This is a genomic window from Streptomyces sp. NPDC039462 (assembly GCF_055639375.1).
Genome location: NZ_JBVKAO010000003.1, coordinates 442,506 through 459,250, shown reverse-complemented (window position 1 = coordinate 459,250; position 16,745 = coordinate 442,506). Strand labels below are relative to the sequence as shown.

Genomic DNA, 16,745 nt, shown 5'->3' with positions numbered 1-16,745 from the left:
CATGAGCTCCGTCACCTTCGACGTGACCCCTCCGCACGCCCCCGGCACCACCTGGCGGCTCGACGCGGAACTGTCCCTGCCGCCCGGTGAGGCGCCCGACACCGTGCTCCTGCTGCTGCCGGGGCTCACCTACGACCGCCGCTACTGGGCCGCTCCCGGCGCCCTCGGCTACACCCGGCACGCCGTCGGCGAAGGCTACGCCGTCCTTGCCCTCGACCGCCCCGGCACCGGCGCGAGCGAGCACCCGCCGGCCGAACAGGTCACGGTCGAGAGCAACGTCGAAGCCGTGCACCAGGTGGTGACCGCCCTGCGCCGGGGCGGCCCCGGGCGGCCCGCCTTCCGCCGTGTGGTCGCCGTCGGGCACTCCTTGGGCTCGGGCATCGCCCTGATCGAGGCGGCCCGCCACCGCGACCTGGACGCCCTCGTGGTCACCGGGCTGCTGCACGCCATCGGCCCGCTCTACCCGGAGGCGATGCCGGCCCTGTACCCGGCCGCCGAGGACGCGTTGCTCGCCCCGACGAACCCGCCGGAGAACTACCTGACCACCCGCCCCGGCTGCCGCGCCACCCTGTACGAGCACCCGGCCGGCATGGACCCCGACGTGTCCGCCTGGCACGAGGACACCAAGTCGACGGTGACCGCCGGGGAGGGCTTCACCCTGGACGCCATCTACCAGCCGGAGGTGGCCGCCGAGATACGGGTGCCCGTCCTGCTGGTCGTCGGCCGGGAGGACCGTCTCTTCGGCGGCGGGGACGCCTCCACCGAGGACGCCGCGTCCGTCGTCGCGTACGAGCGGAAGTTCTACACCGGCGCCACCGACCTGGAGGCGTTCGTCGTCCCGGACGCCGCGCACTCCCTCAACGTCCACCGCAGCGCGCCGAGTTGGTACGCCGCCGCCCACGAGTGGCTCGACCGCAGGTGCCCCGCACGTGAGCGCTGAGCCGAGAGGAGGGGACCGGACATGACAGACCGCAGCACCCGTCCACCGGCCGGCGGCCACGCCGTGGTCCTCGGCGGCAGCCTCGCCGGACTCTGCGCGGCGGCCGCACTGGCCACGCACGTGGACCGGGTCACGCTCGTCGAGCGCGACCGCTACCCGGACGAACCGCGCTGGCGCCGCGGCGTGCCCCAGGCCCGCCACACCCACAACCTGCTGGGCGCGGGCCAGCGCTCCCTCGAACAGCTCTTCCCCGGCCTCTTGGGCGAGCTGCGTGACCTGGGCATGGTCGAGGTCCGCATGCCGCAGGACATGCTGCTCATGGTGCCGGGCGGCTGGGTGGACCGCTTCGAGGGCCCGCACGTGGTCCTGTCCGGCTCGCGCGACCTCCTCGACTGGGCCGTCCGCCGCCGACTGCGGCTACTGCCCACCGTGGAGATCCTGGAGGAGACGGAGGCCGTCGGCCTCGTCGCCGGACAGGGCGAATCGGTCCGCGGGGTGCTGCTCCGCGACCGGGGCTCCGCGGCGCGCGCCGGTGGGGGCCGGCCGTACGAGCAGGCGGCCGACCTGGTCGTGGACGCCACCGGCCGCGGCTCCCGGGCCCCGGCCTGGCTCCAGGACCTCGGCTACGGCACGCCGGAGGAGAGCGTCGTCGACGCCGGCTGCGCCTACGCCACCTGCGTCCTCGAACCCGCCCCCGGGCACACCGCCGACTGGAAGTGCATCCTGCTCCAGTCCACACCGGAGGAGCCCCGCTCGGGCATCCTCAACCCCATCGAGAACGGCCGCTGGATGGTCTCCGTGGCCGGTCTCGGCGGCGAGCGTCCGCCGCTCGACCACGCGGGCTTCGTGGACTTCGCCAAACGCCTGCGCAGCACCGCCCTGTACGACGCGATCCGCGACGCGAAACCCCTCGGCGACGTGTACGGCTCCGGCCGTACGGAGAACCGCTGGCGCCACTACGAGCGGCTGACGCGCTGGCCCGACCGCTTCCTCGTGCTCGGCGACGCCGTCGGCGCCTTCAACCCGGCCTACGGACAGGGCATCTCCGTCGCCGGGATGAGTGCCCTCGTGCTGCGCCGGGCCCTGGAGCAGGCCGTGCCGCCCGGCGCCGGACGGATCCCGGCCGGTCTGACCGGCCCCCTGCGCAAACCGGTCGCCGACTGCGTGGAGGCCGCGTGGATGCTGTCGGGCAACGCCGACCTGGCGTACCCGGGAGCCTCCGACGGTCCGCTGCCGCTCGCCGCACGGCTCGGCAAGCGCTACACCGACCGGCTCCTGAAGGTGGCGACCACCGACCGGGCCGCGGCCATGGCCCTGCTCGACATGACCCACCTGCTGGCTCCGCCGCAGGCCGTGTTCCGGCCGAGGGTGCTGGCCTCGGTGCTGCGCGGCCCGAGAAACCCGACCTCCCCGACCACCTCGCCCCCCGGCCCCGCCGGGACCGGCCCGACCCGAGGAACGCCCATGACCGCCGAGTCCGAACGCATGGTGCAGGTCTACCGCAAGCGGGCCAAGCGCTACGACCTCACCTCCAACCGCCTCTACCTCATCGGCCAGCGCACGATGGCCTACAAGCACCTGGCTCTGGAGCAGCTCGCCCTGCGCCCCGGGGACACGGTCGTCGACGCCGGCTGCGGCACCGGCCACAACCTGCCGCTGCTCGCCGAGGCCGTGGGCCCGACCGGCCGGGTGATCGGTGTGGACCTCACCGACGCCATGCTGGAGCAGGCGGAGGACCGGGTGCGGCGCGCCGGGCTCTCCCAGGTCTCCCTGGTCCAGGCCGACCTGACGACCTATGAGTATCCGGAGAACGTCCGCGGCATCACCGCCTGCTTCTCGCTGACCCTCATCAGCGAGTACGCCAAGGTGATCGAGCGCGGCTACGAGGCCCTCGCGCCCGGCGGCCGCTGGGTGGTCCTCGACTACCGGCTGCCACGCTGGTGGCCGGAGCGGCTCATCCCCGCGCTGGGCCCGATGATCGCCCCCTTCGGCGGCGACACCAGCATGGTCCTGCGCCACCCGTGGGAACCGATCCAGGAGGGCGCCGCCCGCCACCGCGTGCTGACCCGGTACGGCGGGTGGGTGTACGTCGCGGTCGGTGAGGCCGCGGGCGGCAGGGCGAACCCATAGGGGAACGGCACGGTGCCCGCCAGGGGCGCGCGTGTCCGGCACCCGGCACCCGGTGCTCAGGGCGATGGGTGAGTAGGGGCCGTTCTCATGGGAAAGGGGCGGGCGGCGGCCGGGTGCAGGATTTGTCCGGCTGCCAGTTCGCGGTAGAGAGGGCTGGCGGTGAGCAGGTCCTCGTGGCGTCCGTGGGCGGTGGTGCGGCCGCTGTCCAGCACGACGATGCGGTCGGCGTGCTGGACGGTGGAGAGCCGGTGTGCGATCACCAGGAGGGCGCATTCCTGTGCGACGTCCTTCATCACCGTGGTGAGCGCCGTTTCGTTGATGGCATCGAGGTGGGAGGTCGGCTCGTCGAGCAGGAGCAGTGCGGGGCGGGCGAGCAGGGCGCGGGCCAGGGCGACGCGCTGGCGCTCGCCTCCCGAGAGGGTGTTGCCGCGGTCGCCGAGCATGCCGGACAGGCCGCCGCGCAAGCGCCGTACGACATGGTCGAGTTGGGCGAGTTCGATGACGCGCCGCACTTCGGCGTCGGTGGCGTCGGGCACGGCGTAAGTGATGTTGTCGCGCAGGGTGCCGTGGACGACATGGGTGTTCTGATCGACGACGGCGATCCGCGCGCGGCATTCCGCGCGGGTCAGTTCGGTGGCGGGCCGTCCGTCGAAGAGCAGGGTTCCGGAGTCCGGTTCGTAGAACCTGGCCACCAGAGCGAAGATCGTGCTCTTTCCGGCACCCGACCGGCCGACCAGGGCCGTCTGGCTCCGGTGGGGCACGGAGAGGGTGACACCGCGCAGGACCGGCCGGCCGGGGTCGTAGCCGAAGGTGAGGTCGCGCAGTTCGAGTGCGGGTGCCTCGTCGGATGCGGCCTCGGTCGTACGGGCTCGTACGGAGAGCCGTCCGGCCGGTGCGGGCTCCGCGGGCAGGTGCAGGGCTTCTTCGATGCGCTGGTAGGCGCCCATGCCGCGTTGGATCAGGCCGACCGCGCGGAAGACCGAGGACAGGGGCAGGACGAGGTACGAGGCGTAGAGCAGGAAGGCCACGAGGTCGCCGAGTGAGTTGGCGTGGCCGGTGACGCGCAGCCCGCCGATGACCAGGACGAGCAGGAAGGAGCCCTGGACGGCGAGTTCGACGGCCGGGCTCATGACGGACGCGAGTTTCGCGGTCCGTACGCCCGCGTCGTGAGCGGACTCGACGCGCTCGCCGATGCGCCGGGCTTCGCGGTCCTCGGCCCGGTGGACGCGGACCATCGGCAGGGCGCCGAGCGCGCGCTCGAGGTCGGCGGCGATGGCGCCGACGGAGGTCTGCATGTGCTCCGACGCGGCGCGGATGCCCTTCAGGAGCGAGGCCACGACCGCTGCCGCGGTGGCCACGGTCAGGGCGACCAGGGCCAGCAGCAGCGGGTCGATCCACATCATGAGGACGATCGCGCCGGCCGCGACGAGGGCTCCCGTGACGAGGTCGACGAGGGCCTGGGAGACCACCTCCCGCAGGAGGGTGGTGTCGGTGGTCACGCGGGAGATCAGGTCGCCGGTGCGGTGCCGGTCGTACTCCCGCATCTCCAGCCGCAGCAGTCGCGCGACCAGGCCGTGGCGGAGCTGTCGTACGACTCTTTCGCCCATGCGTTCCAGGACGAAGCGGCCGATGGCGCCGGTGGCCGCCTCGCTGACGAACAGCGCGGCCAGGACGAGCAAAAGGGGCCAGTACGCCCGTCCGTGCCCGCTCGCGTCCACGATCTGCTTGGCGACGAGGGGCTGGGCGAGCCCGAGCGCGGAGCCGGCGAGGGTGAGCACGGTGGCCACGACGACGGAGGTCCGGTGTCCGGTGGTGAGCCGGTACATGGTGGCCACCGCGGCCCGTGTCGTACGGTCCGGCGCCTTCGTGGAGGGCTTCTCCTCCTGCGCGTGGCGGTCCGTCTGCGCCTGGGAGTCCGTCATCGGCGGGGCGGCCGGTTCGCCGTCGCCGGCTCCACCGTGAGCAGCCGCGCGAAGTAGTCGTCGGGCACGTCTTCACCGACGGGGCGGCCCTCCGCCTCGATCCACGCGTGCGCGTTGAAGGGCGGCACGACGCTCGCCCCGGTGCACCACGTGGCCCAGCCGCCCGTCAGCCGGCACAGCAGGGCGGCGCCCAGCGAGCGGGGCAGGCAGCCTTTCGGACCGGCGCAGAGCAGGCTGACCGCGCACATCGCGTCCCGGGCGTTCTTGGCCTGTGCGGTGGTGGCCGGCGCGGCTCCTCGACGTACGACATCCAGGACGGCACGGATCCGGCGCGGGGGCAGGAACGAGAGCAGGACGGCCGGCAGCAGCACGAGGCGGGCGGCAAGGCGTCGGGCGAAGGGGACGCCGGTGGGCCGTTCCAGGGCGCTCGGTGTCGTCATGAGGCCAGCCCCGAGTCCCGGAGTTCCCGCACGAGTGCCGTGACGTCCTGCTCCGCGCGGGCCCGGCCGATGGCGAATTCCGTGACGAGCGCGTCGACGGCCGCCGTTTCGTCGCCGCCGTCGAGGAGGGTCTTCACGACCAGGGTGCCGGTGGGGTTGAGCTCCCAGTAGTTTCCGCTGCGCTGGTCCAGGAGGACGGTGCCGTAGTCGGTCTCCGTGGTGGAGACATCGGGGCCGAACCGCAGTGCCATGGTGGGTGACTGCCTTTCTCCGGTGGCGGGCGGGCAGGGGCTCAATGGGCGCGTGCGGGGGACGAGCCGCGCAGCCATACCTCGGCGGCGATGGTGGAGTAGAGGATGGCGTCGCGCAGCCCGGGGGCGGAGGGCCGCTGAGCGAGGTGACGCAGCGCGTCGCCGTCGACCAGGCCGAGCCGTTCCAGCCGGGAGTCCTCCCACAGGGCGAGCAGGTCGGCGCGGTGCCGTCGCAGGCCGTCGGCCGCGTCCATGGCGGCGGCGGCCTTGGTGGTGCGCCGCAGGCAGGTCTCGGGCACGATGCCGCGCATCGCTGCGGTGAGGACGGGCTTGTACGCCCAGGGCGTGACCCGTTCGTCCGGCCGGATCGCGAGGCACGCCTCGATGACCCGGTCGTCGAGGAACGGCGACGCCATGGGTACGCCGGCGCGGGCCGCCATCCGGTCCCACTGACGGATGATGCGTGTGCAGGAGCGGATCTGCTCCAGGTCGGTGTGCAGGCCGCGGTCCGGGTGCAGCGGCGTGGCCGTCGAAGCGGCTTCTCGCAGGGCCCGCCGGACCATGTGCTCGGCGTCGGGGGTGACCCAGTCGAAGAGGCGTGGGGGCATGCCCCAGCCGAGGCTGGTGGTGGCGGTGGCGGGGAGCGGCTCGCGAAGGTGTGCTGCGGCGTCGGCGAGGCACTTGCCGTAGGGGCGGGAGTCGGCCAGGGCCCGCACGGTGGCGCCGAGCGGCCACTGCCACAGGGCCCGGAAGCCGCGCAGCTGCCGCAGCGCGAACAGCGGGCGGGTGCGCGCCAGTCGGTGGTAGTACGCCTCGGAGCACCAGGCCACGTGGTCGCCGCCGATGCCCGTGAGATGCAGTCGACTGCCGCGTGCCGCCATGGCCGGCAGGTGGTGCAGGACCCGCGAACGGTCCATGACGCCGATGGTCGGTTCGTCCAGCAGGTCGTCGATGCCCAGCAGGTCGTCGTAGACCAGCGGCGAGGCGTCGGCGTCCCACACCACGTGCTCGACGTCCGGCAAGTGCTTCGTTGCCTGCTCCGCCCAGTGCAGGTCGGTGTCGGCCGGATCGCGTCCCGGCCACGTGCTGGCCACCACCTCGGCGGGCGACCGGTCGGCCAGGAAGCAGATGGAGGTGGAGTCCAGGCCGCCGGACAGGTCGCAGCTGACCACGCCGCCCTGCCGGGTGCGGGCGTCGACAGCCGCGGCGAGGGCCTCGCGGACCACCGGGGCGCCGTCGGCGAGCGTGCGGACCGGCTCCGGTGGGGTCCACCACCGGGTGTGGCGCACGGTCCGCCCGTCCGCGGCGACGATCAGGGCGTCCTGCGGCGGGACGGCGGTGACGGCACGCCACAGGGACGTCTCGGAGAGCGGATAGGGCACCGGCCACAGCAGCCGGACGGCGAGCTGCTCCTCGTCGGGATCGTGGCCCAGTGCGGCGGCGAGGACGTCGGCGCGGGTGGCGGCCACGCGCACGCCGTCCACGGCGGCGTGGAAGACGAGCCGGAGCCCGGACGCGGTGCCCTGCACCCTGAGCCGTCCGTCCATGGCGGCGACGAGGTGGAAGCTGCCGGGCAGGGAGCGGGCCAGCGCGTCCAGCTCCGCCAGGTCGCGCAACCGTCCTGCCCTGGCCTCCAGTTGGGCGGCGTCGACGGGGCAGCAGCCGACGACGGCCAGTGCGGTGCGTCCGGCGCGGGCCGTGACGATCTCCTGGTCGTCCCACTGCCCCACGAGCCATGGCCGGCCCGACGGGTGCTCGAGGACGCGGGTTTCGCGGGTTCCGGAGTGGGTGAAGGACCGGGCCACGGCGGCCGCGTCCTCGCGGTCGGTGAAGACCGCGAAGTGCGCGTCGCCGGGGCCCGTCCCCGCACTCTCGTGCGATTCAGTCATGACGTCGGGTCAAGGACCGTCGGTCGTCAGTTCTTGCTCAGGATGAGCCGGTCGTTGCCGGACCGCTGCAGCAGCCCGGTCTTCTTCCGGAATGTCCCGAGCCGGACGAGTGCCGGCGCTTCGTAGGCCTTCTTCATGACTTCTCCTCTGCTTGAGGATTGGCGCCGCCTCCCTGGCCGACGGCGCGCGGGGCTCCGTCGACCTGCCCGGGACTCATCGGGAACCCCGGGGCGAGGAAGTGGTCGCAGCACCTAGCTATGTGCACAACCGGAGCGCATGACAAGACCGCTGACATAAATACGACAATATGGAAATTAAGAGAAACGTTTCGACCTGCATCCTCGCAAAATGCCGATTATCAGGGAATCTTCGGCCATGCCGCTGGTGTCAGCTGCTGAACGGAACGGCGTCGGCCGGATCGGCGTGCCAGTTGGTGCTCAGCGGCTTGTCGATCAGGGTCGTGCTGGGCAGGCGGACGGAGACGGCGCCCTCCTCGTCCCCGGCGACGGCGATGATCAGCTGGTCGAACTCCGCGCCGTCGTCGTTGTTGGTCGACTTGGGGTTGATTCCTGCGTACGCGGCGGTGGAGCCGGAGAGCTTGACGGTCTCCGTGACGGTCTGCTCGACGGGAGCCACCTGCCGGTCTGGGTGGGAGCCGAACGAGGCGGAGGGGATGGTGCCTTCCAGGTAGCAGGTGATGCCCGGCCTGGCCTTCGCGGTCACGAGGAGGTAGCCACCGGCCTGGGTCTTCTCGGTGACCTTGAACGTCAGGTCGTTGGTCCCGCAGAGCTGCTCGACGGGGGCCTTGCTCTGGCCGCCGACCGCGAGGGCGGTACCGGCGGCGGTGGTGGCGAGGGCCACGGTGGCCACGGCGGTCAGGGCGAGACGAGCGGAACGGGTGGCGAGACGCGAACGCATCGAGAACTCCATGAGTGCGGTGAGTGGTTCGTCCGGCGAGCTGCTCGGACGATCCACAGCCTGGGCCGCGATCCGTCCCGGCCGCCACAACAGGCCGGTGGTACGGAACGCTGGAACACCGGAACGGCCGCTGACCAGCACAGATGCCCCCACCCTGGAACAGGCGGCTGGGACGGTGGCGCCGACCAGGGGGTGCAGGGCGCCGGTGAACACGGAGTCAGGCAGGGCGATCAGGAAGGCGAAGAGGAGCAGTACTGTCGCGGTCTCCCCCATCCTGGGGCGCCCCTCCCTGCGCGCCTGTGACCTGGGGCTGCTCTGACCCGGGAGCGACCCAGCCGTCCGGGAGGGGTGGAAATGGGGCGGCCGCGGTAGGCATTCCGCGTGCAGACCTTCCTCCCGTACCCCGACTTCACACGATCCGCCGCGGTCCTGGACCGGGCCCGCCTGGGCAAACAGCGGGTCGAGGCCCTTCAGGTGCTGCGCGGCCTGACCGTGCCCGGCTACGGCTGGCGGCACCACCCGGCGGTGCGCATGTGGACCGGTTACGAGGAGGCCCTCGTCCGCTACGGCCTCGACGTGTGCTCGGTGTGGGTGGCGGAAGGGCGCCCCGACACCTGTGCCGCCACCCTGGTCACCGACTTCACCCGGCATCGTCCCGGCGCCTCCGTGCGGGCCCTGGAGGAGCTCGCCGACGACGGCGAGCTGCCTCCCTGGCTGGGAGACCCGGCCTTCCACCGCAGCCATCAGTCGGCCCTGGTCCGCAAGGCGCCGGAGATCTACTCCCCGCTCTTCCCGGGCGTCCCCGACGACCTCCCCTACGTCTGGCCGGCCTCCGACCGGGACCCTTCGTGACCCTTCCGCCGACCTGCTCCGGCACTCCACTCCGGGCGCACAGGCCCACGCACCGGCCTACGCTTGCCCCATGCGGCTGCTGCTGACCTCCGACACGCATGTGCCGGCGCGGGCGAAGCGCCTGCCCGACGACCTGCTGGCCGAGATCGACCGGGCGGACGTGGTGATCCATGCCGGGGACTGGATCGACGAGGCCACGCTCGATCTGTTCGAGTCGCGGTCGCGTCGGCTGATCGCCGTGTACGGCAACAACGACGGCCCGCCGCTGCGCCGTCGGCTCGCCGAGGTGGAGCGGGCCGATCTTGCCGGGCTCCGGTTCGGTGTCGTCCACGAAACGGGGCCTGCCGCCGGGCGCGAACGCCGGTGCGCCGAGCGCTTCCCCGACCTGGACGTGCTCGTGTTCGGCCACAGCCACATCCCCTGGGACACCGAGGCCCCCGGCGGCCTGCGGCTCCTCAACCCCGGCTCGCCCACGGACCGCAGACGTCAGCCGTACTGCACGTTCCTCACGCTGACCGTCACGGACGCCGCGCTGCACGATCTGACGTGGCACCGGCTGCCGCTGAAACGCTGACCACGCCGGGGGTGCCGGTGTCGTCGGTCCAGTTGTCGGTCACGCGCAGCCGCCACGTGCCGTCACCACCCACCGCCGCGGCCGCCTCGTCACGTCGAGGACGGACGTCGCCCGCGCCGAGTTGTCGCCGATTCCTCTCGGAATTGTCCGTGATCAGTAACAGACGCATCCTTTGGCCAACGCTCCTCGTCCTGCCGGGTGGTCACAAGGTGACCGGGGATCGGCGAGAGACTGCGCAAAGGGGCGGACATGGCACGGCACGGCGGCGGGCGGGGCTGGTACGGCAAGTTGGTCGGAGCGGCGCTCGGGGTGACGATGCTCGCCACCGGCGCGTCGGTGTGGACCGCGCAGGCCGGTTCCGCGGGTGACTCCGCGCCGGAGGCGACCGCGCCGGCCAAGCCGGGCAGTGCCGTCGAGCCGGTCGCGGCGACCATCGCGCACGCCTCGGAGAAGGGGAAGCGCGGCATCAACATCACCATCGACGACGGCCCCGACCCGGTGTGGACCCCGCGCGTGCTCGACCTGCTGCGGGAGTACGGGGTGAAGGCCACGTTCTGCATGGTGGGGACGCAGGCGCAGGCCCACCCCGACCTGGTGAAGAAGGTGGTCGCGGCCGGGCACCGGCTGTGCGACCACTCGGTGTCGCACAACACGTCCATGGACAAGGACTCCCAGGCCTATCAGTCCCAGCAGATACTCGACGCCGAACGCATGATCACCAAGGCGTCCGGCGGCGTGCGCCCCATGTACTACCGCGCGCCCGGCGGCGCCTTCACCCCGTACAGCCGCAAGCTCGCCGCTTCCCGGGGCATGCGCCCGCTGGGCTGGAACGTGGACACCAAGGACTTTGAACGCCCCGGCACGGACGCCATCGTCGCCACCGTCGAGCGGGAGCTGCCCAACGGACCGACGCTCCTCTTCCACGACGCGGGCGGTGACCGCACCCAGACCGTCGAGGCCCTGCGCCGCCTCCTCCCCCGCCTCAAGGAGCAGGGCTACTCCTTCGGCTTCCCGGTGCGCTGACCCGACCCGAGGATGACCTGACCGGGCAGCCCTGATCCGGCCCGGTGGGCTGACCCGCCCCCGCGGCGCCGACCCGACCGGCGGCGCCGACCCGACCCCGCGGCGCCGCCCGGCGCGCCTCCGCGCCCCCGTGCCCGTAGCCTTGCCGCCATGTGCTGGAGCGCTACGGCCGACCTCGCCGCGGGCACGGGCATCGCGGCCGTGGGAGTCGTCTCGGTCGCCCTGGCCGCCCGGCGCCCCCGCGACCTGCCGCTCGCCGCGCTGCCGCTCCTCCTGGGGGTCCACCAGATCATCGAGGCCGAGGTCTGGCGCAACGACGGCGGCACCGGACCCGCCACCCTCGCCTGGGCCGTCATCGCGCTGCCGCTGCTTGCGCTGTGGGTACCGGTGGCCGTGCTGTGCGCCGCGCCGCCGGGCGCCCGGCGCCGGCTGCTCGCCCCGCTGGCGGTGGGGGCCGCGACGGCGGCGGTCCTCGCGTACGTCCTGGCGACCCGCACCGTCACGGCCGAGATCCGCGGGCACACCGTCGGATACTCTGTGGGGCTCCCGCGGGCCGAGCTGGTCGTCGTCGGCTATCTCCTCGCCACCATCGGCTCGCTCCTCCTCTCCGGCGACCGGGGCCTCGTCCTGTTCGGTGTGCTGGTCGCCGTCGGGGCCGCAGTGTCCTTCGCGCTGTGGCGGCAGGAGTACATCTCGACGTGGTGCGCGTTCGCCGCGGTGTGTTCGGTGGTCCTGTGCCTCTGGGCCGGACGGCGCCGCGCGCCGGTTCCACCGCCGCCCGGACAAGCGTCGCCCGGGTGAGCAACTCGTGTCCGGTGCCGCCGACTTCAGTCCGCGCGACCGGCTTCCACGGCGTGCGCACGGGCCCGTTCGCGCAGCGTGCCCGGGGCGAGCCCCAGGTGGATCTCGGCCGTCTCGATCACCAGGTCGCCCAGGTCCGGGCAGGCCGACAGCGGATCGTCGCCCTGACCGGCGGTGTTGGCGTACGTTCCCATGCCGTCGACCGCGATCAGAACGTGCAGCGCCGCCCTGAGCGCGCCCCCCGTGGTCTTGAAGCCACCCTCCTCGATCAGCTCGACGAGCGCTCCCCGCGTCCCCGCCTCCTGCGCGTCGACCGCCCGCGCCAGCGGCTCCTTGAAGCGGCTGAGGTGGCGGGCGTTGAGCCACAGCCGACTCAGGTCGACGTACGCGCCGCCGGTGAGCCGCACGAGGAAGAGCGCGAGCCGGTCGACCGGCGGCAGGCCCGCCTCCTCCCGCGGCAGCAGTGAGTCGCGCTCGCGCGTCGCGGCGTACGTGAACGCCTCGGCCACCAAGTCATCGGCCGCCGGGAAGTAATGGCCGATCAGGCTCGGCCGCACCCCCAGTTCGTCCGCCACCCGGCGCAGCGTCACCAGTTCCAGGCCCTGCGCGAGGGCGATGCGTGCCGCGGTCCGCACGATCTCCGCGCGCCGCTCCTCGGGGGGCTTCCTGCTGCGCGCCGGTCGTTCCCGCAGGGGTCTTGACGTCATACCGCACAGCCTATTGGATGAGCGCCCAACAGCGAATTGGACAGCCGCCCAATAAGCGGGCCGGGCGTCACCCGAGAGGCCAGGATGACCACACCACCCCCAGTACGTGCAGGTCGGCCCGAGACCCGGGGCATCGACCCGGTCCCCGACGCGGAGCGCATCGGACGCCCCCGCCAGCTCTTCGCCGTGTGGGCCGCCCCCAACGTCAGCTATCTGAGCTTCGCGGTGGGTGCCTCGCTGATCCTGACGGGGCTCTCCCTGCCGCAGGCCTTGGGTGTGATCCTGGCCGGGAACCTGCTGTGGATCTGCACCGGTGTGGTGGCCGCGAGCGGCCCCGCGGCCGGCACGAGCGGTTCGGTGATCTCCCGGGCGTACTACGGCGTGGTCGGCAACAAGATGGTCCTGATCGTGACCGGCTGGCTCATCGCCTCCGCCTACCTCGCCCTGAACTGGTCGGCCGCCTCCGTCGCCGGCATCGGCCTGGCCGGACGATGGGGCCTGCCCGACTCGCCCGTCCTCGACGCCGTGGTGATCTGTCTGATCGCCGGCGTCACCCTCCTCGTCGCGATCTACGGCTACGCGACCATCGTGCGCCTCTACACCGCCCTGAGCGTCCTGCTCACCGTCGTCTTCGTCGTGGTGACCGGATACGTGCTGGACGCGGTCGACTGGTCGTACACCCCCGCGGAACCACTGCACGGCGCCTCCCTGGCGGCCGCGCTCGGCACCGGCTTCACGCTCGTCGGGTCGACGGCGCTCTCGTACAGCAACAGCCCTGACCTGGCCCGCTATCTGCCGCGCGCCAGCTCCGTCACCGCCGTCGCCGGCTGGACGGCCCTCGGCGCCTATCTGCCGAGCACCGTCTTCACATCCGTGGGCGCGCTTGCGGCGACCGGCCTCGACATGGCCGACCCGCAGGCGGCCCTGGAAGAGCTCCTGCCCGGCTGGTTCGTGCCCGTCTTCGTGATCGCCGTCGTCCTCAACACCATCGCCAACAACGGAATGACGGCGTACAGCGCGGGCCTGTCCGTCCAGTCGGTGGGGGTGCGGATCGCCCGCATCCCCGCGGTCCTCGTGATCGGCGGGCTCGGCACGGCGGCGACCCTCTGCGCGATCCTCGTCTTCGACTTCCTGACCAGCGTCAACACGACGCTGCAACTGGTCGTCGTGATCACCGGTCCGGCGATGGCGGTGGCCGTCACCGACCTGGCGCTGCGGCGCAACCGCTACGACGGCGGGCGTCTGCTGCGCCAGGAGCGCGGCGGCCCGTTCTGGTACCGCGGCGGCTTCCACTGGCCGGGCCTCCTCGCCCTGTGCACCGGCGGCCTCGCCGCGCTGATGTGGGTGCGCACGACCTTCTGGACCGGCCCGCTCGCGACCGCCTCCGCCGGCATCGACCTCGCGATACCGGTCGGCATGGGCGTCGCCGCCCTCGTCTACTGGGCCACCGCACGCGCCTTGCGCACCATCGGCGCGGACGGCCCCGAAACCCCCGACTCACCCGACTCCCCCACCGCGAAAGGCGCATCCCTGTGCACGCCGACGTCATCGTGACGGCCGCCCGAATCGAGCCCCTGGAGACAGCCGACCACCAGGAGGAGTGGGCCGACCGCCCCGCCGACGCCCTCGCGATCACGGGCGGCCGGATCGTCGCGGTCGCGGCCGCCGACGAGATCGCGGCCCTGCGCGGTCCTGCCACGGTGGTCCACGACTTCCCCGGCGCCACCGTCCTGCCCGGCCTCGTCGACGGACACGCGCACCCGGTGTGGGGCTCCATCGAGATCGGCCGGGGCGTGGACCTGTCGGGGGCGGACACGCTCGACGCGGTCCTCGCCCGTGTCGCCCGGGCCGCCGAAGACGTCCGGGACGCCCCGGACGATGCCTGGATCACGGGGTACGACCTGGACGTCAACGTCTTCACGGCCCGTGGCGAGGAGCCCTCCGGCGCCGTCCTCAGCGAGCGCTTCCCCGGCCGCCCCGTCTCGCTCCTGACCCAGGACGCGCACGCCCTGGTCATCAGCCCCGAAGCCGTGCGGCGCGCGGGTCTGACCGGCCGCGAGACCTTCACCGACGCCTCGTGCGTGGTCACCGGCCCCGACGGACGGCCGACCGGTTACGTCCTGGAACTCCAGGCCATGGAGCTCGTCTTCGACCACTATCCCGAGGTGCCTGTCGCCACGGCCGCCGCCTACGTCCGTACGCAGTTGGAGATCCTGGCCCGCGGCGGCCTCACCGGACTGCACGCCCTGGACTTCACCGACCCGTCCGAGGACGTCTACCGGCACATCGAGGCGCACGGTGAACTCCCCCTGCGCATCCGCTGTTCTCCCCTCGTGCCCGCCGACTCGGCCCCCGGGGCGTGGCGGCGGATCGCCGAGCAGCAGGGGCTGGCCGGCCGCCGCTGGCACGTCGAGGGCGCCAAGTTCATGCTGGACGGCACCGCCGACAACGGCACCGCCTGGTTCGACCGCCCCGACCGTCACGGCGAGAACCGCGCGCCCCTCTGGCGCGACCTGGACGCCTACCGCGCCGCCGTCCGCTTCTTCACCGCACGCGGCATCCCCACCGCCACCCACGCCATCGGCGACCAGGCCGTGCGCCACGCACTCGACGTACTGGAGGAGGCGGGCCCTGCGGGCCGCGCCCCGCACCGCGTCGAGCACATCGAGTCCCTGCCCGACGATCTCCTCCCCCGGTTCGCGGAACTCGGCGTCGTGGCCGGCCTCCAGCCCGTGCACGGCACCCGGCACACCCGTGCGGACGGCACCGACAACTGGTCGCGCCGGATCGGCCCGGACCGCGCCGCGCGCGGCTGGCGCACCCGTGACCTGCTCGACCACGGCGCGGTCGTCGCGCTCGGTTCGGACTGGCCGATCGGGCCCGGCGACCCGCGCACCTGCCTCGCCGACTGCCAGCTGCGCCGCCCGGTGGACGAGCCGGAAACCGCCCCGGTCCAGCCCGGTCAGGCGATCACCGCGCGGGAGGCGTATACGGGTATGACCCGGGCGGCCGCCCGAGCGGCGGGCGCCGATCACGAACTCGGCCGGATCGCCCCCGGTTTCCTCGCCGACCTGACCGTCCTCGCGGACAGTCCTCTTGACCTCACCCCCGAGGAGCAGGCCCGCAATCCCGTCCTCGCCACCGTCGTCGGCGGCGATGTCCAGCTCCACTCCCGCACCGCTCACTGAGGAATTCCGATGCCCGCCATCCCCCGCCCCGCCGACCGCCTCCACATCGCCGTCTCCGCCGCCGACCCGTATACGCGGGGTGGGGCCCGCGGTGAACGACTGCGCACCGGCATCCCCGCCGCGCTCGACGTCTACGCCCGCCTCTTCGCCCTCGGCGGCATCACCCTGGGCGGCGCCCGCGACGACGCCGAACGCGCCCTCGACGTCATCGGCGGCTTCCGGCCCGCGGCCCGCGCCGAGATCGCCGGCCTCGCGCACGGTGCCGGTGTCGAGGAGTGGCAGGCCGGTGTCCTCAACGCGCGCACGGAGATACTGGCCCGCTCCACCGCCGTGCCTCCGGGCGAGTGCACCACCGTCGTGCTCGGCGGTCTCGGCGCGCAGACCTGGGACTGGCACGTCGAGCTGGCCGACCACTGGCACACCCTGGAGTCCCACGGCGCCCGCCACACCGTTGTCGGCCTCACCGAGCACGGCATCCTCGGCAAGATCGGCCTCAACAGCGCAGGCCTGGCCCTGCACTTCAACATTCTCGGTCATCTCCGCGACACCGTCGGCGGCGTCCCGATGCACGTCCTCGCCGCCGTCGTCCTCGCGGAGGCAGGCAGCGTCGCCGAGGCCGTCGAGCTCGTACGCTCCGCACCTCTCGCCTCCTCCGGCTCCTTCGCGCTCTTCGACGCGGCGGGGGACGCCGTGCTTCTCGACCTCAGCCCCGCGGGCGTGCACGAGATCCGACCCGACAGCCGCGGCGTCCTGCTGCGCACCAACCACTTCCTCACCCCGGCCCTCACCGCCGACGAGAAGACCTGGCTCTACCAGCCCGACTCGGCCGAACGCCGCGCCTTCATGTCCGACCGGCTCCACCGGACACCCCGACTCCCCTCCGAACCCGACGCCTTGGCGTCCCTCCTCGTCACCGGCACGGACGAACCACCCGTCACCTGCCTCCCCGACCCGGCCAAGCCCCTCGGCCAACGCTGGGCCACCCTCGCCACGGTCACCCTGGACCCGGCCACGCGCACGGTCCGCGTCCTGGACGGCACCCCGGCCGACATCGGCACCGCGCGCTGGCGGGCGCTGACGACCACCCCCTGCCCGCCCAGACTGACGTGA

At 73.0% G+C, this 16,745-nt stretch carries 16 protein-coding genes; 9 read left to right on the top strand and 7 right to left on the bottom strand.

What is annotated here, in order from left to right:
* The first annotated feature begins 1 nt into the window (after position 1).
* Together ACZ7LU_RS19255 and ACZ7LU_RS19250 are read left to right on the top strand one after the other, a co-directional pair.
* Positions 2 to 940 (top strand): alpha/beta hydrolase, encoded by a 939-nt coding sequence (locus tag ACZ7LU_RS19255; protein WP_471917345.1) that lies wholly within the window; start codon positions 2 to 4, stop codon positions 938 to 940.
* A 21-nt stretch (positions 941 to 961) separates the two neighbouring features.
* On the top strand, positions 962 to 3,070 hold the full coding sequence (locus ACZ7LU_RS19250) for a class I SAM-dependent methyltransferase (protein ID WP_471917344.1): 2,109 nt from the start codon (positions 962 to 964) through the stop codon (positions 3,068 to 3,070).
* A gap of 56 nt (positions 3,071 to 3,126) precedes the next feature.
* Here the strand turns inward: ACZ7LU_RS19250 and ACZ7LU_RS19245 are convergent, their stop codons facing one another.
* The 6 genes from ACZ7LU_RS19245 to ACZ7LU_RS19220 form a co-directional block, all read right to left on the bottom strand.
* A complete protein-coding gene (locus ACZ7LU_RS19245; protein WP_471917764.1) occupies positions 3,127 to 4,896 on the bottom strand; it encodes an ABC transporter ATP-binding protein in 1,770 nt (589 codons plus the stop codon).
* A gap of 92 nt (positions 4,897 to 4,988) precedes the next feature.
* Complete coding sequence (locus tag ACZ7LU_RS19240) at positions 4,989 to 5,432, bottom strand: lasso peptide biosynthesis B2 protein (RefSeq protein WP_471917343.1); 444 nt, start codon at positions 5,430 to 5,432, stop codon at positions 4,989 to 4,991.
* On the bottom strand, positions 5,429 to 5,683 hold the full coding sequence (locus tag ACZ7LU_RS19235) for a lasso peptide biosynthesis PqqD family chaperone (protein ID WP_398307940.1): 255 nt from the start codon (positions 5,681 to 5,683) through the stop codon (positions 5,429 to 5,431). Before ACZ7LU_RS19235 ends, ACZ7LU_RS19240 begins: the two co-directional genes overlap by 4 nt.
* Positions 5,684 to 5,724: 41 nt before the next feature.
* Positions 5,725 to 7,572: a lasso peptide isopeptide bond-forming cyclase gene (locus ACZ7LU_RS19230; protein WP_471917342.1), complete on the bottom strand. Its 1,848-nt coding sequence runs from the start codon at positions 7,570 to 7,572 to the stop codon at positions 5,725 to 5,727.
* Positions 7,573 to 7,598: 26 nt separating this feature from the next.
* A complete protein-coding gene (locus ACZ7LU_RS19225) occupies positions 7,599 to 7,709 on the bottom strand; it encodes a keywimysin-related RiPP (RefSeq protein WP_107098009.1) in 111 nt (36 codons plus the stop codon).
* A 250-nt stretch (positions 7,710 to 7,959) separates the two neighbouring features.
* Positions 7,960 to 8,763: a DUF4232 domain-containing protein gene (locus ACZ7LU_RS19220; RefSeq protein ID WP_471917341.1), complete on the bottom strand. Its 804-nt coding sequence runs from the start codon at positions 8,761 to 8,763 to the stop codon at positions 7,960 to 7,962.
* A gap of 108 nt (positions 8,764 to 8,871) precedes the next feature.
* On the opposite strand from ACZ7LU_RS19220, the gene ACZ7LU_RS19215 reads away from it, so the two are divergent.
* From ACZ7LU_RS19215 to ACZ7LU_RS19200, 4 genes are all read left to right on the top strand, one after another.
* On the top strand, positions 8,872 to 9,342 hold the full coding sequence (locus ACZ7LU_RS19215) for an MSMEG_6728 family protein (RefSeq protein ID WP_471917340.1): 471 nt from the start codon (positions 8,872 to 8,874) through the stop codon (positions 9,340 to 9,342).
* 70 nt (positions 9,343 to 9,412) lie between these two features.
* Positions 9,413 to 9,916, top strand: a complete 504-nt coding sequence (locus tag ACZ7LU_RS19210; RefSeq protein WP_471917339.1) for a metallophosphoesterase family protein — start codon at positions 9,413 to 9,415, stop codon at positions 9,914 to 9,916.
* Positions 9,917 to 10,165: 249 nt separating this feature from the next.
* The gene (locus ACZ7LU_RS19205; RefSeq protein ID WP_471917338.1) at positions 10,166 to 10,939 is read left to right on the top strand and encodes a polysaccharide deacetylase family protein; all 774 of its coding nucleotides are present in this window, start codon (positions 10,166 to 10,168) and stop codon (positions 10,937 to 10,939) included.
* 150 nt (positions 10,940 to 11,089) lie between these two features.
* Entirely contained in the window at positions 11,090 to 11,740 is a 651-nt protein-coding gene (locus ACZ7LU_RS19200; protein WP_471917337.1) for a DUF6629 family protein, read from the top strand.
* Positions 11,741 to 11,766: 26 nt separating this feature from the next.
* Here ACZ7LU_RS19200 and ACZ7LU_RS19195 read toward each other — a convergent pair whose 3' ends face one another.
* A complete protein-coding gene (locus ACZ7LU_RS19195; protein ID WP_471917336.1) occupies positions 11,767 to 12,447 on the bottom strand; it encodes a TetR/AcrR family transcriptional regulator in 681 nt (226 codons plus the stop codon).
* A gap of 84 nt (positions 12,448 to 12,531) precedes the next feature.
* On the opposite strand from ACZ7LU_RS19195, the gene ACZ7LU_RS19190 reads away from it, so the two are divergent.
* Genes ACZ7LU_RS19190 through ACZ7LU_RS19180 form a run of 3 tightly spaced genes read left to right on the top strand, consistent with a single transcriptional unit; the run spans position 12,532 to position 16,745 of the window.
* Entirely contained in the window at positions 12,532 to 14,001 is a 1,470-nt protein-coding gene (locus ACZ7LU_RS19190; RefSeq protein WP_471917335.1) for a purine-cytosine permease family protein, read from the top strand.
* Positions 13,980 to 15,635, top strand: a complete 1,656-nt coding sequence (locus tag ACZ7LU_RS19185; RefSeq protein ID WP_471917334.1) for an amidohydrolase — start codon at positions 13,980 to 13,982, stop codon at positions 15,633 to 15,635. The genes ACZ7LU_RS19190 and ACZ7LU_RS19185 overlap by 22 nt, the downstream gene beginning before the upstream one ends.
* A 9-nt stretch (positions 15,636 to 15,644) precedes the next feature.
* Complete coding sequence (locus ACZ7LU_RS19180; protein ID WP_471917333.1) at positions 15,645 to 16,745, top strand: C45 family autoproteolytic acyltransferase/hydolase; 1,101 nt, start codon at positions 15,645 to 15,647, stop codon at positions 16,743 to 16,745.